This window comes from Bacillus sp. SJS, from assembly GCF_000732485.2.
Lineage (GTDB): Bacteria > Bacillota > Bacilli > Bacillales > Bacillaceae > Metabacillus_B > Metabacillus_B sediminis.
Genome location: NZ_JAQV02000022.1, coordinates 17,507 through 34,570, shown reverse-complemented (window position 1 = coordinate 34,570; position 17,064 = coordinate 17,507). Strand labels below are relative to the sequence as shown.

Sequence of the window (17,064 nt, the reverse complement as noted above, 5' to 3'; positions counted from 1 at the left end):
AACAGAAAATGGTGAAGAGGATGGCAAAAACCAAATATCAAGTGGTGTACCAGGAACTGCTGGAAACCATTCAAGAGGGCAGGCTAAAACCTGGAGAAGTGCTCCCCTCCGAAAACGTCCTGTCCGACAAATACGAAGCATCGCGGGAAACAATCCGCAAAGCCCTAAACCTTCTTGCCCAAAACGGCCATATTCAGAAAATAAAAGGGAAAGGTTCAGTCGTACTGGACACCCAGCGAATGAGCTTTCCCGTATCCGGCCTGGTCAGCTTTAAAGAACTATCAAAAACATTTGGCTCCCAAACTGTAACAAATGTCCATCAGCTCGCGCTTATCAAAGCCGACGACCGAGTTTCAAAGCACCTGACATGCGGAGCAGACGATGAAGTGTGGAAAATCGTCCGTTCCAGGGAGATTAAAGGTGAAAAAATCATTCTGGACAAGGACTTTCTCGACAAGCGCATCGTCCCGGCCCTAACAGAAGAAATTTGTAAAAACAGTATCTATGAACACCTGGAAGGCGAACTAGGCCTGAAAATTGGCTACGCCGAAAAAGAAATCACCGTCGAGGAATGCACAAGCGAAGACCGTGCCTACCTTGACCTCCACGACTTCACCCACGTCGTCGTCGTGAAAAACTATGTATACCTTGAAGACACAAGCCTATTCCAATTCACAGAATCCCGCCACCGGCTCGACAAATTCCGGTTCGTTGATTTTGCAAGAAGGGGACAGGTTTAAACGGGAAAAAGCCGGCGGCAGCGCCGGCTTTTTTTTGTGTGGGATGGATTGGGGAGGGTGTGGGAAAAGCTGGTTTGTCAGACAAAATAGTCAGACAAGCGCGAGCGGATGGCGGGAAAACAGGGTTTGTCAGACAAAATAGTCAGACAAGCGCGTGCAGAAGGCGGAAAATTAGGGTTTGTCAGACAAAATAGTCAGACAAGTGCGTGCATAAGGCGGAAAAACAAGGTTTGTCAGATAAAATAGTCAGACAAGCGCGTGCAGAACGCGGAAATCAGGGTTTGTCAGACAAACTTGTCAGACAAAAACATGATCAGCCGCTGAAAATTACAGTTTCTTCAGACAAAACCGTTCCCCCAATAGCCCACTACAAATACCGCCTGCCCAACGCTCGCATGATTGACCGGTATACATGATACCCGCTCACTGACACTCCGGCTGTCCCTGCTCCTGGAAAGATGCTGTCACCGCAAACCCATAGGCCTTTTACACCTGTCCGGTGGGATAAACTATTGAATAGTGCGTGGTCGAGGGTTTGCGGGAGGCCGCCGACCATGCCGTCCTTGCGTTTTGTGAATCGTTCCCATGCTTTTGGTGCTCCGATTTCTTCCTTTACGATGCCTTTTTCGATTAGCGGCAGGGCTTTTTTTACGCCATCGATCATCTTGCGGCGGAGCTGCTCCTTATAGGCATCGTACTTTTCCTTCGTGTCCCACAGGGCCAAGTCTGTGTGCGTACTGACGTTCAGGGTGCGGTAGCCTTCGGGTGCGCGGAGCCGGTCTTCTTTAGAAGATAGAGAGAGGAAGAGGTGGGCTCCTTCTGCCATCTGCCCGTGCTCATCGGTTAGGACCTGCTGGAAGAGCGGGGTTCCGTCTGGTATGATGTCTTCTTTTACCGCCAAGTACAGTGTCATCGTTCCCCATTGGCGGCTTTGTGCTTTTTTCTCATAGCGGAGGCCGATTTTCTTTTTGAGTGGCTCGTCCAAAAGCTCCAGCAAATTTTGCACAGGCACGGTGGAGATGAAGTGAGGGGCCGTCCATCTTCGCCCTTTCTGATCTGTCGCAAAAAACATTCCCGCTTCGTTTTGAGTAACCGACTGGATCCAGGTGCGTTTTTCTAAAATGGCGCCGGAGTTTTTCGCTGCAGTACTCAGTACATGAGCGAGCCTGTTCAATCCTCCCTCTATATAAAAAGCTCCTTCATGGTAAATCGTCAGGGCATAGGCACCCATGATGGCGGAGCAATTTGCTGAATCTGTCTGCATGGAGTCGATTAGCTGGGCATCCAGCAGGTGGACAAACCCAAATAGTTCATGGAGTCTGTGCTTTTTCAAGAGTTGTCCGACGGTTTTGTAAAAGTAGGGGAGGACGGTAACACTGCTTGGTTTAAGTGAAAACAGCAAATCGCCAATATCCCTCAATGAAGCAGGGGGCAAAACGGGAAGTGTACCGAGCAGTTTATTGACCTCTGAACCGATTTTCCAGATTTCCTGATAAAAAGAGACAATCCGTTCTGCAGCTTCCGGGAACATGTTCCCTAATTCCTCAAGATGGCGTGTCCGATTCTGTTTGTACTCCAGGTAGCCGGCAGGCGTGTGAATTCCCATAACGGTTTCGAGCGGCAGCGCGTACGGGAAGGAGATTCCGAGTTTTTCAAACAGACGCTGATGGATACCGCCTTGTTCAAATCCCATTCCAAGTGTTGCTCCCGCCGGGAATAGAAAGGGTCCTCGCTGAAATTTTCCGGCACATCCTCCCCATTCGCTGGATGCTTCCGCCACGGTTACTTCAAGCCCTCTTTCGGCTAAAAAGGCGGCTGCGGTCAGACCGCTTATTCCTCCGCCTGCAATAAGTACATCACATTCCATAATTTCTGCCTCCAACCCGTCAATATACTTGCATTTTAGGGGGCTTTTCCTTATTAATCCACTTTCTGCTCTTTTGGAATTTATCAAAAATTAATAAAGACTCACATTTGGATGAACAATCCTCACATATAATTCTGTTGGTTAATAAGATATAAAAATTGTGTGAAAAGAGGGTGGGGGCATGGTGTGGTTTGCTGTTGCATCAGCTTTTTTCGTCCTTTGCTTAGCCGCGGTATCGATTCCGCTTTATTTTAGCAACCTTATCATTTTCCCCCGAAAAGTGGAATATCACGAAACTTTTGCAATGGGTGTTAAAAGCGGAGAAATTAATGCGGTTCACTTTGAACAGATTGAGAAGGAAGAGCTGTTTATCGATTCAAAGCATGGCTATCAAATCCACGGGATGTTTTTTCCGGTTGAAAATAGCAAAAAGGCCGTGATTATTGCCCATGGCATCACCTGGTCGCTGTTTGGCAGCTTCAAATATGTCGAGATGTTTCATAAACGCGGGTATCACGTGCTTTTATGTGATCACCGCTATCATGGTCTGAGCGGCGGAAATCATACGTCATTCGGCTTTTTTGAGAAGGATGATCTGTGTGCATGGGTGGACCATCTATTTGAAAAGCTCGGGAGCCATGCCTTCATCGGACTGCTTGGCGAATCGCTTGGCGCTGCCTCTTCGCTGCAATATATAAAAGAGGACAGCCGGGTGGGGTTCTGTATTGCGGATTGTCCGTTCAGTGATTTGACTGCGCTTATGCGGCTCCGGCTTGCTCTGGATTTCAAAATCCGTTTTTCTCCGCTCATTCTTTTAACGAGTTTTGTCACAAAGATCCGGTATGGCTGGGGATTCCGCGAGATTTCACCGATTCGTGAGCTAGAGCAGGTAGAGACGCCGATCCTCTTCATTCATGGCAAGGAAGACCGGTTCATCCCGCTTCAAATGTCGCTTGATCTTTTCAGGAAAAAAAAGAAGGGGAAAAAGCACCTGTATCTGGTTCCAAAAGCCGGCCATGCCCAAGCCTTTTTGACGGACAGGAAAAAGTACGAGGAACGGGTTTTTCATTTTCTAAAAGAAATTGAAATCTTGCATGTAAAAAGGGATCCGGCTCAATAATTTTCCAGAGGACAGAATTGTAAGCGTATACAAACTGACCTCGTTTGAGTAGAGTTTTACTATACCTATTCAGACGAGGAGATTTTTTTATAATGTGATTTAGTCGATGCGAAGATGTTCCGGAAATCTGATCCGTTCTCGTGTAACGGCCTTCACCACTTGCCGGGACGAGCTCATTTTCATGGAACAGGAACAACCAATCTACCTTTCCGTCTACTGCACCGGAGGCATTCTTAACGAAGTTGGTACAAGCCTTCTGCCCTGCCAGTTTTCTACCATTCCATGCCTGATGGCACATCAACATGTTTGTTTGCAGATGAAAAGGGTACATTTACTATAGAGCAAGAAAAACAATGAAACTTTGGAGGTTTTTATCAATGGGTAAAAAAGTTGCTGTATTATTGACAAATGATTTTGAAGATGTAGAGTACACAGATCCTGCGAAAGCCTTTAAAGAGGCTGGACACGAATTAACCGTTATCGAGATGGAAAAAGGAAAAACGCTAAAAGGCAAACAGGGGGAAGCGACTGTTACATCCGATGCATCCATCGATGATGTGAAGCCTGAAGACTTTGATGCGTTATTGCTGCCGGGAGGATTCTCTCCGGATCAGCTTCGTGCGGATGACCGTTTCGTTCAATTCTCCAAATCATTTATGGAGGATAAAAAACCGGTCTTTGCGATTTGCCACGGACCGCAGCTGCTGATTACAGCAAAGGCACTGGAAGGCCGCGATGCAACAGGCTTTAAATCCATTCGTGTGGATATGGAGTATGCGGGAGTGAACTTCCATGACAAGGAAGTAGTCGTGTGCGGCAATCAATTAGTAACAAGCCGTACGCCTGATGACCTGCCGGCATTTAATCGCGAGGCATTGAATCTTTTAAAATAACATAGAAAAAAAAGGCTTCCCGTAATGAAACGGGAAGCCTATTTTTGTACATCCTTTTCTTTATCATCCGTCTCATCATCAAGTGGGTCAATATGCTCGGAATCTTCAGGACGGATGCCGGTTTTCAGGGCAAAAAAGATAAAGAAAATAGCGGCTATGAGAAACAAAAACAGGGCAGCTGTAAGAAGCCACCAGCTTGTAATCATCACCAATTCCCCCTTTGCCCTACTTATATGCAGGAAAAGGGTAGCTGATGCCAAAAGCCTATTTTTTCAGCTTGCCAAGCTCCTCGGTAATCGACTGCATTTCGCTTGGGCTGAAGTTGTCTTTTTTCATTACATATTCATACAGCTCTTTCAATTCTTCGTACATTTCCCCGTCAAAGTGATCAGGTTTGATTGCGCCAATGTTAATCATTCGCAGCTTTGTTGTGATCTGGTCGATCATATATTGTACATTTTCGGTTGATTTTTCAGTTAAATTCAAAGGTCTCTTCCTTTCGGGTACGGAGTTTTTCTTATTGTACCATGTGAGAAGGAAAAAGGAGATGGCTTGTCTAAATTTTAAAGAAGAGCTTATTATCGCGAGGAGAATGATAATGAAGATATTAAAAGCCTCCATAAAAGATGCAGGCACAATAGCCCCCCTTTTCAACGCTTACCGGATATTCTACAGCCAGCCCTCCGATTTGGAAGGTGCGGCACAATTTCTAAAAGACCGGCTTGAAAAAGAGGAGTCCGTCATCTTTATTGCGGAAGATGAATATGGTGCTGCAGGCTTCGTCCAGCTGTATCCCTCCTTCACTTCTGTAGGAATGCAAAGGATTTGGATATTAAATGATTTGTTTGTGGCGGAGCATGCCCGCGGCAAGGGAGTGGGGCAGAAGCTGATTGATCAGGCTGTCGAGCTGTGCCGTGAGACAGGAGCCAAGGCACTGAACCTTGAGACCTCTATAACAAATAAGGGTGCACAAAGGCTGTATGAAAAAAATTCTTTCGTTAAAACAGAAGATTGTTTTTTCTATTCGCTAAGGATTTAACAGTAAAATTGGATTCTTTCCAAAAGTTGAGGTAAAGTTTTGAGTAGCGAAATACTTTGTAAAGGAGGCTGCTCATTGATACATGTTCTGTTTGTTTGCCTCGGAAACATTTGCCGTTCGCCAATGGCGGAGGCTGTGTTCAGAGGGCTGGTAAAAGAAGAAGGATTGGAAAGCAGAATATCGGTGGACTCAGCCGGTACAGGAGACTGGCATATCGGGAAGGCGCCGCACGAAGGGACACAGGACATCCTGACACGGAATGCCATTTCATTTGAGGGAATGGCAGCAAGACAAGTGGTGAAAGAGGATTTATCCAACTTTGATTACATCGTCTGTATGGATGCCGAAAACCTGGGAAATGTTCGCAGAATGGCGGGATATGATCAAACCGGACATATTGGTCGTTTGCTTGATTATGTAGAGGATGCAGAAGTGCTGGATGTACCTGATCCTTATTTTACTGGGAATTTTGAAGAGGTATACGGCCTTGTCAGAAAAGGCTGCAGGGGATTGCTTGAAGAAATCAAGGTGAACGAGAAACTTTCATAATAGAAAAGGGGCATGCTAAATGGGAGAGAAGAATATACTTTTGCGTAACGTATGTATTGGGGCGGCTGCCGGTTTTGTGCTATCGATGTTTCACAAACCGACAAGGGAAGCCGTAATTGAAGAGGCGAGAGAGCTTGGAGAAAAGGCAATCTATTACTATCATAACCCTTCCCTTTTATCTGAAGATTTGAAATCAAAATTAAACGATGCAAAAGATATGGTTCAAAGTGTTAGTGAGGATTTGCGTTTTGTGAATGAAAAAGTAAATGAATTGAAAGAAACCACTCCTGTTGTGATTGAAGCCATTAAGGATGCAAAGGAGCGGATTCTTTCAAGTAAATCAGACTAAAAGCAGGTGATTTATGTGAGAAGCAGAAAAAATCCTACGATCATCACTGAACTCATCAGAAGATTCTCAAGAGACGAGGTGGCCGGACTGTCCGCAGAGCTGGCCTATTTTTTTCTGCTATCCCTATTTCCCTTCATGATCGCCTTGATTACACTAATTGCGTTTATTCCGTTGTCTGTAGAGGACTTGCTGAAATTTATCCGGCAGTTCGCCCCAGCTGACACCATTTTAGTGATGGAAAGCGCCTTGTATCAGCTTTTGAACCAGGAAAGCGGACTGCTGTTTACGTTTGGTATACTGGCTGCCGTCTGGTCAGCCTCTAATGGAATTGATTCCATCATGAGGGCATTCAATCGGGCTTTTGACGTCAGAGAAAACCGGTCGTACTTAAAATCAAGAGCCATTGCGATTCTGCTTGCTGTTGTTATGATGGCGGTCATTGTCATTGCTTTGCTTTTTCCTGTTTTTGGACAAGAAATCGGCTTATTTATATTTAAAGCGTTTGGAATACCCGGGCTGTTTTTTACCGTTTGGAATATCATTCGCTGGGCTGTAAGTGCCATCATCATCTTTTTCATCTTTATCCTTCTTCATAAGCTCGCTCCGAACAAAAAAATGATGTGGAGACAGGCGTTTCCGGGTGCTCTATTTTCAACAGTGGGGTGGATTGGCGTTTCCTATTTGTTCTCCAATTATGTGAGCAACTTCGGCAATTACAGTGCGACATACGGGAGCATTGGCGGCATTATCGTTTTCATGATCTGGTTTTACTTAACCGGCATGATCATCATTATGAGCGGCGAATTGAATGCCATTTTGGTAAATAGAGACGGGAATAGGTGAAGCTTGACATGGCAGACTATTAAAGAAGCAACCATGCTTCTTCAACCATGCACAGGAGGGATTCACAATGGCAAAGCAAAATAAATCAGGCGGAAGCCACACGAAGCAAAACTCCAAAAGCAAGCCGTCCAACAAAACGAGCTCCAGTGCAAACGGCCAGAATGGTTACCATTAAGTGTATGAATAGCTGATCCTTAGGGGTCGGCTTTTTTTATGTTTTTGCAGCAAAATGCCCTTTACACAAACGGAACAAACGTTCTATAATAAAAGAACACATTAAATTTGCAATTTAGGTATTTAAATATAAATAAAGCGGGTATACGTAGAGTAGAGTAAAAAACAAGGAGCTTGCCGCTGCTTTATAGGCCATCTTAACGTCGTTTTTTGTGAAAAAAGTTCAGCCTAAGGTAGCTGGACAAGATTGGAATTTAAAAGTATGGTATTGATAGATGAACAAGCCTGCATTGCGGGAACGGCATTCCTTGTCAGATCAGCATAGTCTTCCGCTAAATGTCACGGAAATTTGTGAAATGGAGAGGCGATCGATAATGAAAACAGGGACTAGAATAAAAAGACTTGAAGCATTCGTTGAAAAGTATAAAAAGCTGGGCATGCGAATCGAAATCGCGAAGTCTCGAACGGAATGGTCGGATGAGACGAAAAGCTTAGTTCCTCTGAAGCCATAAAAAATCACCCTCCAACTGCCGGGTGATTTTTTTTTGCCTTTTATTCGCCCATTTCAATGTTCCGGCTGTAAACATTCGAGTAAATATGTTCCACTTCTTCATCCGTCATGTACATGAACATTTCCCGATCCATCTCTTTCATCGCTGCAATATACTCCACCATGTTTTTCCGTTCTTGTCTGCTCATTTTCATCCGCTCCTTTTTTGTTATGATACAGATTATTATTTATATTTGTATTATATAACAGATAATTCAGAATGTTCAACTGTTTTTTTAAAAAAGGCATTTTTCTTTACTCATCGCAGTTAAAGCTGTCCGTATGGAAAGAAAGTTCTAAGAGCCTTTTTAATTGAATTTGTTTTTTCCGCTCCATTTAGCCTAGCTCATACTTGTCGAAGTACTTATGAAATGCAACACATCCCCGGGAGTCAAATTCACAACGATGACTCAATTTATTTGTCCGAGCGGCGTCCGAATTTAGCCGTTGCAGCCTGGAATTTAGCCGATCGGGCCAGGAAACTATCCGTTTGAATTAATTTGTCCGATGGTGCATGTAATTTGTCCGACCGGCCTCTGAATTTAGCCGATTGAGCCTGGAATCTGTCCGATCGAATTAATTTGTCCGATGGCGCACGTAATTTGTCCGAGCGGCGTCCGAATTTAGCCGTTGCAGCCTGGAATTTAGCCGATCGGGCCAGGAATCTGTCCGTTTGAATTAATTTGTCCGATGGCGCCGTTTATTTGTCCAACCGGCCTCTCATTTTAGCCGATCGGACCAGGAATCTGTCCGTTCGAATTAATTTGTCCAATGACGCCGTTTATTTGTCCGACCCGCATACTAATTTAGCCGTTCCAGCCCCGAATTTAGCCGATCGGGCCAGGAATCTGTCCGTTCGAATTAATTTGTCCAATGACGCCGTGTATTTGTCCGACCGGCATACTAATTTAGCCGTTCCAGCCCCGAATTTAGCCGGTCGGGCCAGGAATCTGTCCGTTCGAATTAATTTGTCCGATGGCGCACGTAATTTGTCCGATCGGCGTGCCAATTTAGCCGTTCCAGCCAGGAATTTAGCCGATTGGGCCAGGAATCTGTCCGTTAATTAATTTGTCCAATGACGCCGTTTATTTGTCTGACCGGCATACTAATTTAGCCGTTCCAGTCTGAAATTTAGCCGATTGGGTCAGGAATCTGTCCGTTCCAATTAATTTGTCCGATGGCGCACCTAAATTGTCCAATCGGTCCCCGAATTTATCCGTTCCAGCCTGGAATTTAGCCGATCGGGCTTGGAACTGTCCCGCCAACCTCATAAAAAAACAGCCGCCTATTGCTTGCAGGCGACTGTTTTTTCCTGTTCATTTCTGTTGAACGCATAGACCGCGAAAACGATGAGCAGCAGGAAGGCAACGATATAAAAGAAGTTGCTGCCGGGGACGTATTCCATGTAGAGCCCGCCGATAACGGGTCCGCTGATGCTGCCAATGCTGAAACAGATTCCGCAGAGCAGATTTCCTGCCGGCAGCAAATGCTTTGGAAGCAGGTCAGCCATATAGGTAAGGCCGAGGGAGAACGTCGATCCGAGCACCATGCCGGCAATAAAGAAACAAACAAGCAGCAGGATGAAGGATTGGGTGAAGCTTGCTGCTGTAAAGGCCAGGAATCCGATAAACAAAACGATCGGGATCGTCCGCTTTCGACCGAACTTATCACTGAGAATGCCGAGCGGGAGCTGAAAAATGATGCCTCCTACTGCAAACGCCGGAAGGAGGATGGCAACATTTTCAGGGGAGAACCCTTGCCTCAACGCATAAACGGGATAGTTTCCGTTTAGCGAGGACTCCAGGAATCCGTATATGAACGGAGGAAGAAAGGCGATCCATGAAAGCTTCCATGCATCCTTGAAGCGTGCAGTGCTTCCGGAAGCGCCTGAAGACTGGTGCTCCGGGAAGTCATTTCTTAACAGAAAGGCAAGTCCCCAAATCACAAGACTGATGAATCCGCTGATGATAAAAGGCAGGTTTGGATTTACTGCCGCTGCACCGGTCAGGATAGGACCGGCGGCAAAACCGAGTCCGAAGCAGATTCCATACAGGGAAATGTTTTTCCCTCTGTTTTGGTCAGAGGAAATGGATGTAATCCATGTTTGGGTTGAAAAGTGCAGCATGTGATCCCCAATTCCAACGAGCAGCCTGAGGACAAACCAAATCCAGAATGACTGGAGAACCGGGAAGGCAAAAAGGCTAGCCATTACAAGAAAGCCTCCGATGATAATCATCTTTTTATAGCCGAGTTTTTGCAAAGGCTTTTCCATAAAAGGAGAGGCCAGCAATACTCCAATATAAAGTCCGGTTGCGTGCAATCCATTTAAAGACGAGGGGTACCCCTGCTGTTCAAAAAGAATGGCGATGACAGGGAGAAGCATGCCTTGAGAAAAACCGGAGACGGTCACGATGCTGATTAAAATGGCAAAACGCAATTTATTCATATGTTAAACCCCGCTGTTGTAAATTTCTCACTTATTTCAGCGTATCACCGCCAGTGTTAGCAGGCAACATATTTCAGCATATTGAAGAAAAAGGATAAGATAAGGAAAAAGGAGGGATTGGCCATGAACTTTAAAATGACGGAAAAAGGATTTTCATCGGAAGTAGAATTCGGGAATCTGCAGGTTTCAGGAGATGAGCAGCATGGCTTCAGACCCTATCAGCTGATGGTTGCTTCCATTGCCGTATGCAGCGGAGGAGTACTCCGGAAGATCCTTGAGAAGAAGCGGCTTGAAATTGAGGATATTCAAATTGAAGCGAACGCAGAAAGAAATGAAGCAGAAGCGAACCGGATTGAGAAGATCCACGTCCACTTTACGATTAAAGGGAAGAACCTGAAGGAAGAGACTATGAAGAAGGCTATGGAGCTAACCCGTAAAAATTGTTCGATGGTACGGTCTGTGGAGGACAGCATTGAAATTAAGGAAACGTTTGAAATTGTTGAGTAAGAAGCCGGTTCCGCATGGAGCCGGTCTTTTTTTGGTATGAATTGCACGGTTCAAGGCTAAATTGAAAAAGAACGGTCAAATATGACCGTCCTCCTCAATCCATCGTAAGTGTTTCCGGATCTTCGCCGGCTTTTGAGAAATAGCAGAACTTTTCAGGTTCGAGCTTTAATAGCAAAAAATCAGGATCGTCAGGGCTTTTGATCCAATCCTTTAACTTCTCGTTCCAAAACTTTTCTTTGAGTGATGAGGACTCTTCAACCGAGGCGTTTGCTTCGATCTCTGCATACTCATCCCGGAAGCCATTTCCTTCAAGCCCCAGCAATAGATGAACAGCCGGATTTTCGCGGATATCCTCTGCTTTATGGGTTTTTTTACTCGTTGCCGTATAAAGGGTTAATCCATCATGAAAAAACAGCATAAAACGGGAGTAGGGCTTGCCGTTCCGAACCGTTGCCATCGATCCGATCTGATGGTTGTCGAGAAGCTTCATGATTTTTTCTTCAAGCTGAGCAGACATTTTATCAATCCTCCTTGCTTTCAAGGTTAATTTGCAACAAAAACGGGGAAACATACATGAGGGTCAGCATTTGGAAATACATATTAATGATCATGGAAAGTAAGGTGAAGGTATGGTAAATCGAATTTTTCTTATTGCAGTTATAGCTGGAATTCCGCTGTCTGTTCTTGGCAGCCTGCTTCATTGGCCTTCTTTGATTATGTTCGCCGTTTACTGTCTGACGATTATCGCACTGGCCGGGTTTATGGGAAGAGCGACCGAAAGTCTGGCCATAGTAGCTGGTCCGAGAATTGGGGGACTATTAAATGCGACATTCGGGAACGCTGTTGAGCTGATCATCTCAATATTTGCCCTGCAGGCAGGTTTAAACGGAGTCGTTCTCGCTTCATTAACTGGTTCCGTTATTGGAAACCTTCTTCTTGTCGGGGGCCTATCCTTCCTTGTGGGCGGACTAAAGTACAAGAGGCAAGAGTTCAACGTCTACGATGCGAGACACAACTCAGGACTGCTGATTTTCTCAATCATCGTTGCCTTCGTTATTCCGGAGGTGTTCTCCATGGACATGGATGAGGGCAAGACCCTGACGTTCAGTGTGGGGATTTCCATCATCCTGATTTTGCTGTATCTTTTTGCCCTGTTCTTCAAGCTGGTGACTCACCGCGGGGTGTATAAGCATAAAACAGATGAAGCGGGTGAACACGAGGAACCGGAGTGGGGGGCAAAGAAAGCAACCCTTGTCCTTCTTCTTGCCACAATCGCTGTTGCTTATGTTTCTGAAAATCTTGTGCACACATTTGAAGAAGTAGGAGAAACACTGGGCTGGAGCGAGCTGTTTATCGGGATCATCATCGTTGCCATCGTCGGGAATGCAGCGGAGCACGCATCCGCAATTGTTATGGCCTATAAAAACAAAATGAACGTTGCCGTGGAAATTGCCGTAGGATCTACGCTGCAAATCGCCATGTTTGTAGCGCCTCTGCTTGTTTTGCTTTCACTAATGTTTGAAAATAACCTAACGCTTGTCTTTACCATGCCAGAGCTCATCTCCATGGTTACAGCCGTCTTTTTAACGATTATCCTGACTAACGACGGGGATACAAACTGGTTTGAAGGAGCAACACTACTCGCGGCTTACTTTATTATGGGGATTGGGTTTTATTTGCTATAAGGATGAGAGAACTCCCGGGTGTGGGGGTTCTCTTTTTTTGGTACCTGGGTCCAAAAAAAAGCGGCTGACTCCATTCAGAGTCAGCCAAAAATTTGTAGGACGAAACCACAATCACACTTTAGGTTGCTTACTGCTATCATATAATTTTAGATTAAATTTGTAAATATTCAGATAAGTATTTTTAAAAAAAAGAGGGCGCAGTCTGCCCTCTTTAAATACTTGCCATGATAAAGAGATAAGAAGAGACCGTGAACAGCAGCCCCATAATAAATGCCGGTATGGCCGGTCCATTTTTCCGGAACTGGAGGATAAGCAGGGTTAAAAAGAGAACGGCCAGCAGTCCGAATAAAAAGCTAAGCCCCCCAAATGCAAACCCAATCTGACTGTCAGGGGACAGGAGCTGGAACATAGGGGAAATCCCATCGCTCACTTTCGTTACTTCAATGTTATGCGGCGGCTCCTGCTGCCCGAGAAGACCCGTAACCGGAAATACGATCAGCAGAAACAGACTCTCTGTTTTCGTCCATCTGCGGGGATCCCCTTCGTTTCCCTTTCGAAGGCGTCCCTTCATATAAAAACCATTCAAAAATCCAAATGCGAGAACCGGAATAACAATTAAATGCTTAATCAGTAAGTACTGTCCGTAATTGAGTACCCAGGTTTGCGGATATTCAGCGACGTTCATCAGCAGTGTCATCAGCAGAAACCCTGTGAAAATGACAAGGACCACCAGAATCATTGCAACAGGCGTAAACCATTTTAAAAAGGACAGCCAATTCCTGCTGTTTTTTGAGAACCAGCTGACCTGCAGCAAAATTCCGATCCATACACTCATCGTCAAAAAGTGAATGGCGTGGTAAAGGATCCCGTATCCGCTCAGTGAAGAGGTATGGCTGTTCACACTAATTGAAAAGATAAGGGATATCACGAAAAATAAAGAAATGGACCGATACTGGACGTCATCAAATATCGGCGCAAAGGTAATAAATAAATAAAACATGATAATTAGGACAAGCGCGAGTGCCCACATTTGGCCAATTTGAAAATCCTTGATCACCTGAACAATGGCTCCGAAGAATCCTCTCGTTTCATAAAATCGGGAAGCAAGCTCGAGCACAGGAGAAAATGAAAAAACAGCGACTCCAAGCGTCGCGAGCTGCAACCAGCGTTTCGGCACATGAATGTCCGGCTTCTTGGATTCTGGTATGTAAGACATAAAGAGGGCTCCCATCAAGATGGAAAAGCTGAGATACAGCCCAACTTCAGAAAGCATAATCCAAACCATATTAGCGACGGCCTTTTCTTACCGAGAAGAAGATCGCAGCAACTGCAGCAATAGCAAGGATGGATCCGATAATGACCATGGTGCTGTCACCGGAAGGCGTTTCAGAGGCTGTTTTTTCTTTCGCAGCCGGTTCTTCTTTTTTCTCAGCAGCAGGCTCTTTCTTCTTGTCTTCGGCAGGTGGCTGTTCTTCCTGGACAGGGGCTGGAACGTTTAATGTAAACTCCAGGGAATCTTTGATCACATGGCCGTCTGCTCCAACAATATCCCAGCTAACCGTATAAGATCCGTTTTCCAATTGCTCGGGCAGCTGCCCGGTAAGTGTGCTGCCGTTTATCTGTATATTTTCGACTGGAACCTCTGTCTTCCCGTCTTTCAGCACTTTAAACGCACTGGACTCCTCAACCTCTGTATTAAACGTAAGCTGAATCTCATCCAGTTTTTCCGTCACCGTCGAGCCCTTCTCTGGGTTTGAACTCTCCAATGTGGAATGAGCCAGAGCCCCGGTCTGATGAAAGGTGAATAAGGCAAAAAGAAAAAGAACGATGATTTTTTTCATAAAAAAGCTCCTTTCAGGTTACTTTTTATTTTACCAATATTTCGTGTCAAAACATGCATAAAGTGTGTTGAATTGTTGAAAATCATCATTTTTTCGCGGAAGATGGATAATCCGCTCAACCCCTGAAAAAACTATAGGAAAAGAAGCTGGAAGGGGACCCACCCATGAAAATGAAACGAATCACCATTTGTGTAGCCGTGCTATTATCCGTTTGTTTTTCAAGCATCTACATGACGGAAGCGAAAACGAAAATCCCATCATCTGTACTGGACATATCCAAGGAAAATACGTATCCTAATCCGGCGCAGAACCTTCCATATCTGCAGCCGAGCGAGCTTGCAAGAGAGCTTTCCGAATCCTCCACCGTTCCAATTGAAAATCCGAATCTCATCAAGCAGCTGAATGAAACAACGATTTCCGATTCGCCCCTTGCAGTTGGATACCGTGCGACCATCTACCTTGGCAGATGGGCACTGAACTATGAATCCAGTGAAACCACGCCACACTGGGAATACCAGCGCATCAACTCGAACCTGTCGGACAACCGCGGAGGAAAAGCAGCCGCCCAAATCCATTACAAACAAAACGACCAGAAAAAAATTAAAGGCGGCCTTACCTCTGAAGTCCCAATGGTCGAAGACGTGAAAAACATGATGCTGCTGAAAGCCATGAAGAAAACCAACCTGCCGCTCTCCTTCGAAACCATCATAGGATCCGGCACCAAAAAAGATCAAATCTACAACGTACCCGTAAAAAAAATGGGCTACCTATACGCATACGCACCGGCTATCAGCGAAAAAGGAAAAGTGACATACGGGGAAGTGTACCTCGAGCTCAAAGGAAACAAGCGAAAAATCAACGTGAAAAACGTTACCTCCCAGGGAATCGGTGCATGGATTCCGGTTCAGGACCACCTATCCTTTGGATACATGGTCTCGGATCGCCCGAGGTAATGAGTGGGAGGACACCGTTCAGGGGGCTGGACGGTGTTTTTTGTTGGGTGTTGGGATTTCACTTGGGATAGGGCGGATTTAACTTGGCAGACGGCGGATTTACGGGCGGAAATTTGTCGATAGCGGGCAAGAACGTGTCGATTACGGGCAAAAATGTGTCGATTACGGGCAAATGTGGGTATTGCTGGTTCAATGGAGGAGCGGGGTGTCGAATATCGACGGGGATTTGTCGAATAGCAACCTCTGCATGTCGAATATCCACGCGGTTTTGTCGAATATCAACCCAATCTTGTCGAATAGCGACCAGGAGACACCATCCCCCAAAATTCGCAGCCGCATCAAACAAAAAAACTGCAAAGCCCCAAGGCTTTACAGTTTCGCTTTTTTCATGGTGAAATCTTCATTCGCATAGTAGCTGTTTTTCACCAGAATATTTGGGCCGAGGCATTGGACGCTCGGGCAGTGGCAGCTTAATGACTTGGCGATTGGTGAACCAGACCACTTTTCATAGGCGCTCTGAAGAGTTGATGTCTGAATGTTGCCGAGTGGAGGAGTATCGCCGAAGTCCGTTACAATAACTTCTCCCGTGAAAATATTGACGTTCAAGCGGGACCGGCCATCCGGGTCATTCCGGACCGTTACGTTTTTCGAAGCACGCAGTCTCCTCATCAGCTCCAAATCCTCATCAGAATCACTGCATGCATAAAACGGCAAGGTGCCGAACAGCATCCAAACATCTTCATTTCGTACATCCAGCAGATTATGAATCGCTTGGCGTGTTTCCTCCAGGGAAAGAGTTTCGAGTGCGCTCGCAAAGTCACTCGGGTACATAGGGTGCACCTCATGCCTTTGACACAGCATTTCCTCTGTAATCTGCTTGTGGATTTTTTCAAGATGTGGGAGTGTGCGCTTATTCAGCATTGTCTCCGCGGACACGGTTACACCTGCAGCGACAAGCGCACGGCTGTTTTCCACCATCCGGTCAAAATATTTCGCGCGTTGCTCAAAGGTCGGCTTTTTCTCCATCATTGCGAAGCCGCCTTCAGCAAAGTCCTCCATCGTGCCCCAGTTATGGGAGATGTGCAGAACATCCAGGTAAGGAATGATTTTCTCATACCTGGCCAGATCAAGTGTCAGGTTTGAATTGATCTGAGTGCGGACACCGCGCTCATGCGCATATTTCAAAAGCGGCACAACATAGTTGTTCACCGACTTCATCGACATCATCGGCTCACCGCCCGTAATGCTGAATGACCGCAAATTCGGAATTTCATCCAAACGGCGGATCAGCAGGTCTAAAGGAAGCGCGTTCGGATCCTTCGGAGTCAGCGTATAGCCGACGGCGCAATGCTCGCACCTCATATTGCAAAGCGTTGTCGTCGTAAACTCAACGTTCGTCAAGGTTGGCTTTCCATATTGTTCTATGTCCATATAAGCTTCCCACGGGTCGTAAGAAGGGGTAATAGGGGGTAAACTGTGAGTAGTGCTCATTATCAAAACTCCTTAAA

21 protein-coding genes are annotated in these 17,064 nt (G+C 45.7%); 11 read left to right on the top strand and 10 right to left on the bottom strand.

Going from position 1 to position 17,064, the window contains the following annotated elements; translation table 11 throughout:
- Positions 1–20 precede the first annotated feature (20 nt).
- Positions 21–740 carry a trehalose operon repressor gene (treR, locus tag AS29_RS12465; protein WP_035407247.1) on the top strand — a complete coding sequence of 240 codons (720 nt, stop codon included), beginning with the start codon at positions 21–23 and terminating at the stop codon, positions 738–740.
- 367 nt (positions 741–1,107) lie between these two features.
- On the opposite strand, the gene AS29_RS12460 is transcribed toward treR, so the two are convergent.
- The gene (locus AS29_RS12460; RefSeq protein ID WP_035407244.1) at positions 1,108–2,607 is read right to left on the bottom strand and encodes an FAD-dependent oxidoreductase; all 1,500 of its coding nucleotides are present in this window, start codon (positions 2,605–2,607) and stop codon (positions 1,108–1,110) included.
- 181 nt (positions 2,608–2,788) lie between these two features.
- On the opposite strand from AS29_RS12460, the gene AS29_RS12455 reads away from it, so the two are divergent.
- Both AS29_RS12455 and AS29_RS12450 read left to right on the top strand, forming a co-directional pair.
- Positions 2,789–3,727 carry an alpha/beta hydrolase gene (locus AS29_RS12455; RefSeq protein ID WP_035407241.1) on the top strand — a complete coding sequence of 313 codons (939 nt, stop codon included), beginning with the start codon at positions 2,789–2,791 and terminating at the stop codon, positions 3,725–3,727.
- 377 nt (positions 3,728–4,104) lie between these two features.
- Positions 4,105–4,620 carry a type 1 glutamine amidotransferase domain-containing protein gene (locus AS29_RS12450; protein ID WP_035407238.1) on the top strand — a complete coding sequence of 172 codons (516 nt, stop codon included), beginning with the start codon at positions 4,105–4,107 and terminating at the stop codon, positions 4,618–4,620.
- Positions 4,621–4,658: 38 nt separating this feature from the next.
- Here the strand turns inward: AS29_RS12450 and AS29_RS21415 are convergent, their stop codons facing one another.
- Both AS29_RS21415 and AS29_RS12445 read right to left on the bottom strand, forming a co-directional pair.
- Entirely contained in the window at positions 4,659–4,826 is a 168-nt protein-coding gene (locus tag AS29_RS21415; RefSeq protein WP_156505947.1) for a hypothetical protein, read from the bottom strand.
- A gap of 58 nt (positions 4,827–4,884) precedes the next feature.
- Entirely contained in the window at positions 4,885–5,106 is a 222-nt protein-coding gene (locus AS29_RS12445; protein ID WP_035407236.1) for a DUF1128 domain-containing protein, read from the bottom strand.
- Between the two features lie 112 nt (positions 5,107–5,218).
- Between AS29_RS12445 and AS29_RS12440 the strand changes: the two genes are divergently transcribed.
- From AS29_RS12440 to AS29_RS21410, 5 genes are all read left to right on the top strand, one after another.
- Complete coding sequence (locus AS29_RS12440) at positions 5,219–5,659, top strand: GNAT family N-acetyltransferase (RefSeq protein WP_035407790.1); 441 nt, start codon at positions 5,219–5,221, stop codon at positions 5,657–5,659.
- 75 nt (positions 5,660–5,734) lie between these two features.
- Positions 5,735–6,208 (top strand): low molecular weight protein-tyrosine-phosphatase, encoded by a 474-nt coding sequence (locus AS29_RS12435; protein WP_035407234.1) that lies wholly within the window; start codon positions 5,735–5,737, stop codon positions 6,206–6,208.
- 19 nt (positions 6,209–6,227) lie between these two features.
- Positions 6,228–6,557, top strand: a complete 330-nt coding sequence (locus AS29_RS12430; protein WP_035407232.1) for a YtxH domain-containing protein — start codon at positions 6,228–6,230, stop codon at positions 6,555–6,557.
- 15 nt (positions 6,558–6,572) lie between these two features.
- Positions 6,573–7,400, top strand: coding sequence for a YihY/virulence factor BrkB family protein (locus AS29_RS12425; protein ID WP_035407230.1), 828 nt, complete (start codon positions 6,573–6,575; stop codon positions 7,398–7,400).
- Between the two features lie 548 nt (positions 7,401–7,948).
- Positions 7,949–8,086, top strand: a complete 138-nt coding sequence (locus AS29_RS21410) for a hypothetical protein (protein WP_156505946.1) — start codon at positions 7,949–7,951, stop codon at positions 8,084–8,086.
- Positions 8,087–8,126: 40 nt separating this feature from the next.
- Here AS29_RS21410 and AS29_RS12420 read toward each other — a convergent pair whose 3' ends face one another.
- The 3 genes from AS29_RS12420 to AS29_RS12410 all read right to left on the bottom strand — a co-directional run bounded on the left by AS29_RS12420 (position 8,127) and on the right by AS29_RS12410 (position 10,570).
- Positions 8,127–8,273 carry a BH0509 family protein gene (locus AS29_RS12420; protein WP_035407227.1) on the bottom strand — a complete coding sequence of 49 codons (147 nt, stop codon included), beginning with the start codon at positions 8,271–8,273 and terminating at the stop codon, positions 8,127–8,129.
- Between the two features lie 936 nt (positions 8,274–9,209).
- On the bottom strand, positions 9,210–9,395 hold the full coding sequence (locus AS29_RS12415; RefSeq protein ID WP_035407225.1) for a hypothetical protein: 186 nt from the start codon (positions 9,393–9,395) through the stop codon (positions 9,210–9,212).
- A 14-nt stretch (positions 9,396–9,409) separates the two neighbouring features.
- Entirely contained in the window at positions 9,410–10,570 is a 1,161-nt protein-coding gene (locus AS29_RS12410; RefSeq protein ID WP_035407221.1) for an MFS transporter, read from the bottom strand.
- Positions 10,571–10,693: 123 nt separating this feature from the next.
- Between AS29_RS12410 and AS29_RS12405 the strand changes: the two genes are divergently transcribed.
- Positions 10,694–11,077 (top strand): OsmC family protein, encoded by a 384-nt coding sequence (locus tag AS29_RS12405; protein ID WP_035407216.1) that lies wholly within the window; start codon positions 10,694–10,696, stop codon positions 11,075–11,077.
- A gap of 94 nt (positions 11,078–11,171) precedes the next feature.
- Here AS29_RS12405 and AS29_RS12400 read toward each other — a convergent pair whose 3' ends face one another.
- The gene (locus AS29_RS12400) at positions 11,172–11,594 is read right to left on the bottom strand and encodes a pyridoxamine 5'-phosphate oxidase family protein (protein ID WP_035407214.1); all 423 of its coding nucleotides are present in this window, start codon (positions 11,592–11,594) and stop codon (positions 11,172–11,174) included.
- A 112-nt stretch (positions 11,595–11,706) separates the two neighbouring features.
- Here AS29_RS12400 and cax point away from each other — a divergent pair, with 112 nt between their 5' ends.
- Positions 11,707–12,762: a calcium/proton exchanger gene (gene cax / locus AS29_RS12395; protein ID WP_035407212.1), complete on the top strand. Its 1,056-nt coding sequence runs from the start codon at positions 11,707–11,709 to the stop codon at positions 12,760–12,762.
- Between the two features lie 211 nt (positions 12,763–12,973).
- On the opposite strand, the gene AS29_RS12390 is transcribed toward cax, so the two are convergent.
- Positions 12,974–13,978 carry a copper resistance D family protein gene (locus AS29_RS12390; protein WP_197491607.1) on the bottom strand — a complete coding sequence of 335 codons (1,005 nt, stop codon included), beginning with the start codon at positions 13,976–13,978 and terminating at the stop codon, positions 12,974–12,976.
- A 70-nt stretch (positions 13,979–14,048) separates the two neighbouring features.
- The gene (locus AS29_RS12385) at positions 14,049–14,603 is read right to left on the bottom strand and encodes a copper resistance CopC family protein (RefSeq protein ID WP_035407208.1); all 555 of its coding nucleotides are present in this window, start codon (positions 14,601–14,603) and stop codon (positions 14,049–14,051) included.
- Between the two features lie 164 nt (positions 14,604–14,767).
- Between AS29_RS12385 and AS29_RS12380 the strand changes: the two genes are divergently transcribed.
- Positions 14,768–15,556, top strand: coding sequence for a YfkD famly protein (locus AS29_RS12380; RefSeq protein ID WP_156505945.1), 789 nt, complete (start codon positions 14,768–14,770; stop codon positions 15,554–15,556).
- A gap of 369 nt (positions 15,557–15,925) precedes the next feature.
- Here the strand turns inward: AS29_RS12380 and yfkAB are convergent, their stop codons facing one another.
- Positions 15,926–17,047, bottom strand: coding sequence for a radical SAM/CxCxxxxC motif protein YfkAB (yfkAB, locus tag AS29_RS12370; protein ID WP_035407203.1), 1,122 nt, complete (start codon positions 17,045–17,047; stop codon positions 15,926–15,928).
- Positions 17,048–17,064 lie beyond the last annotated feature (17 nt).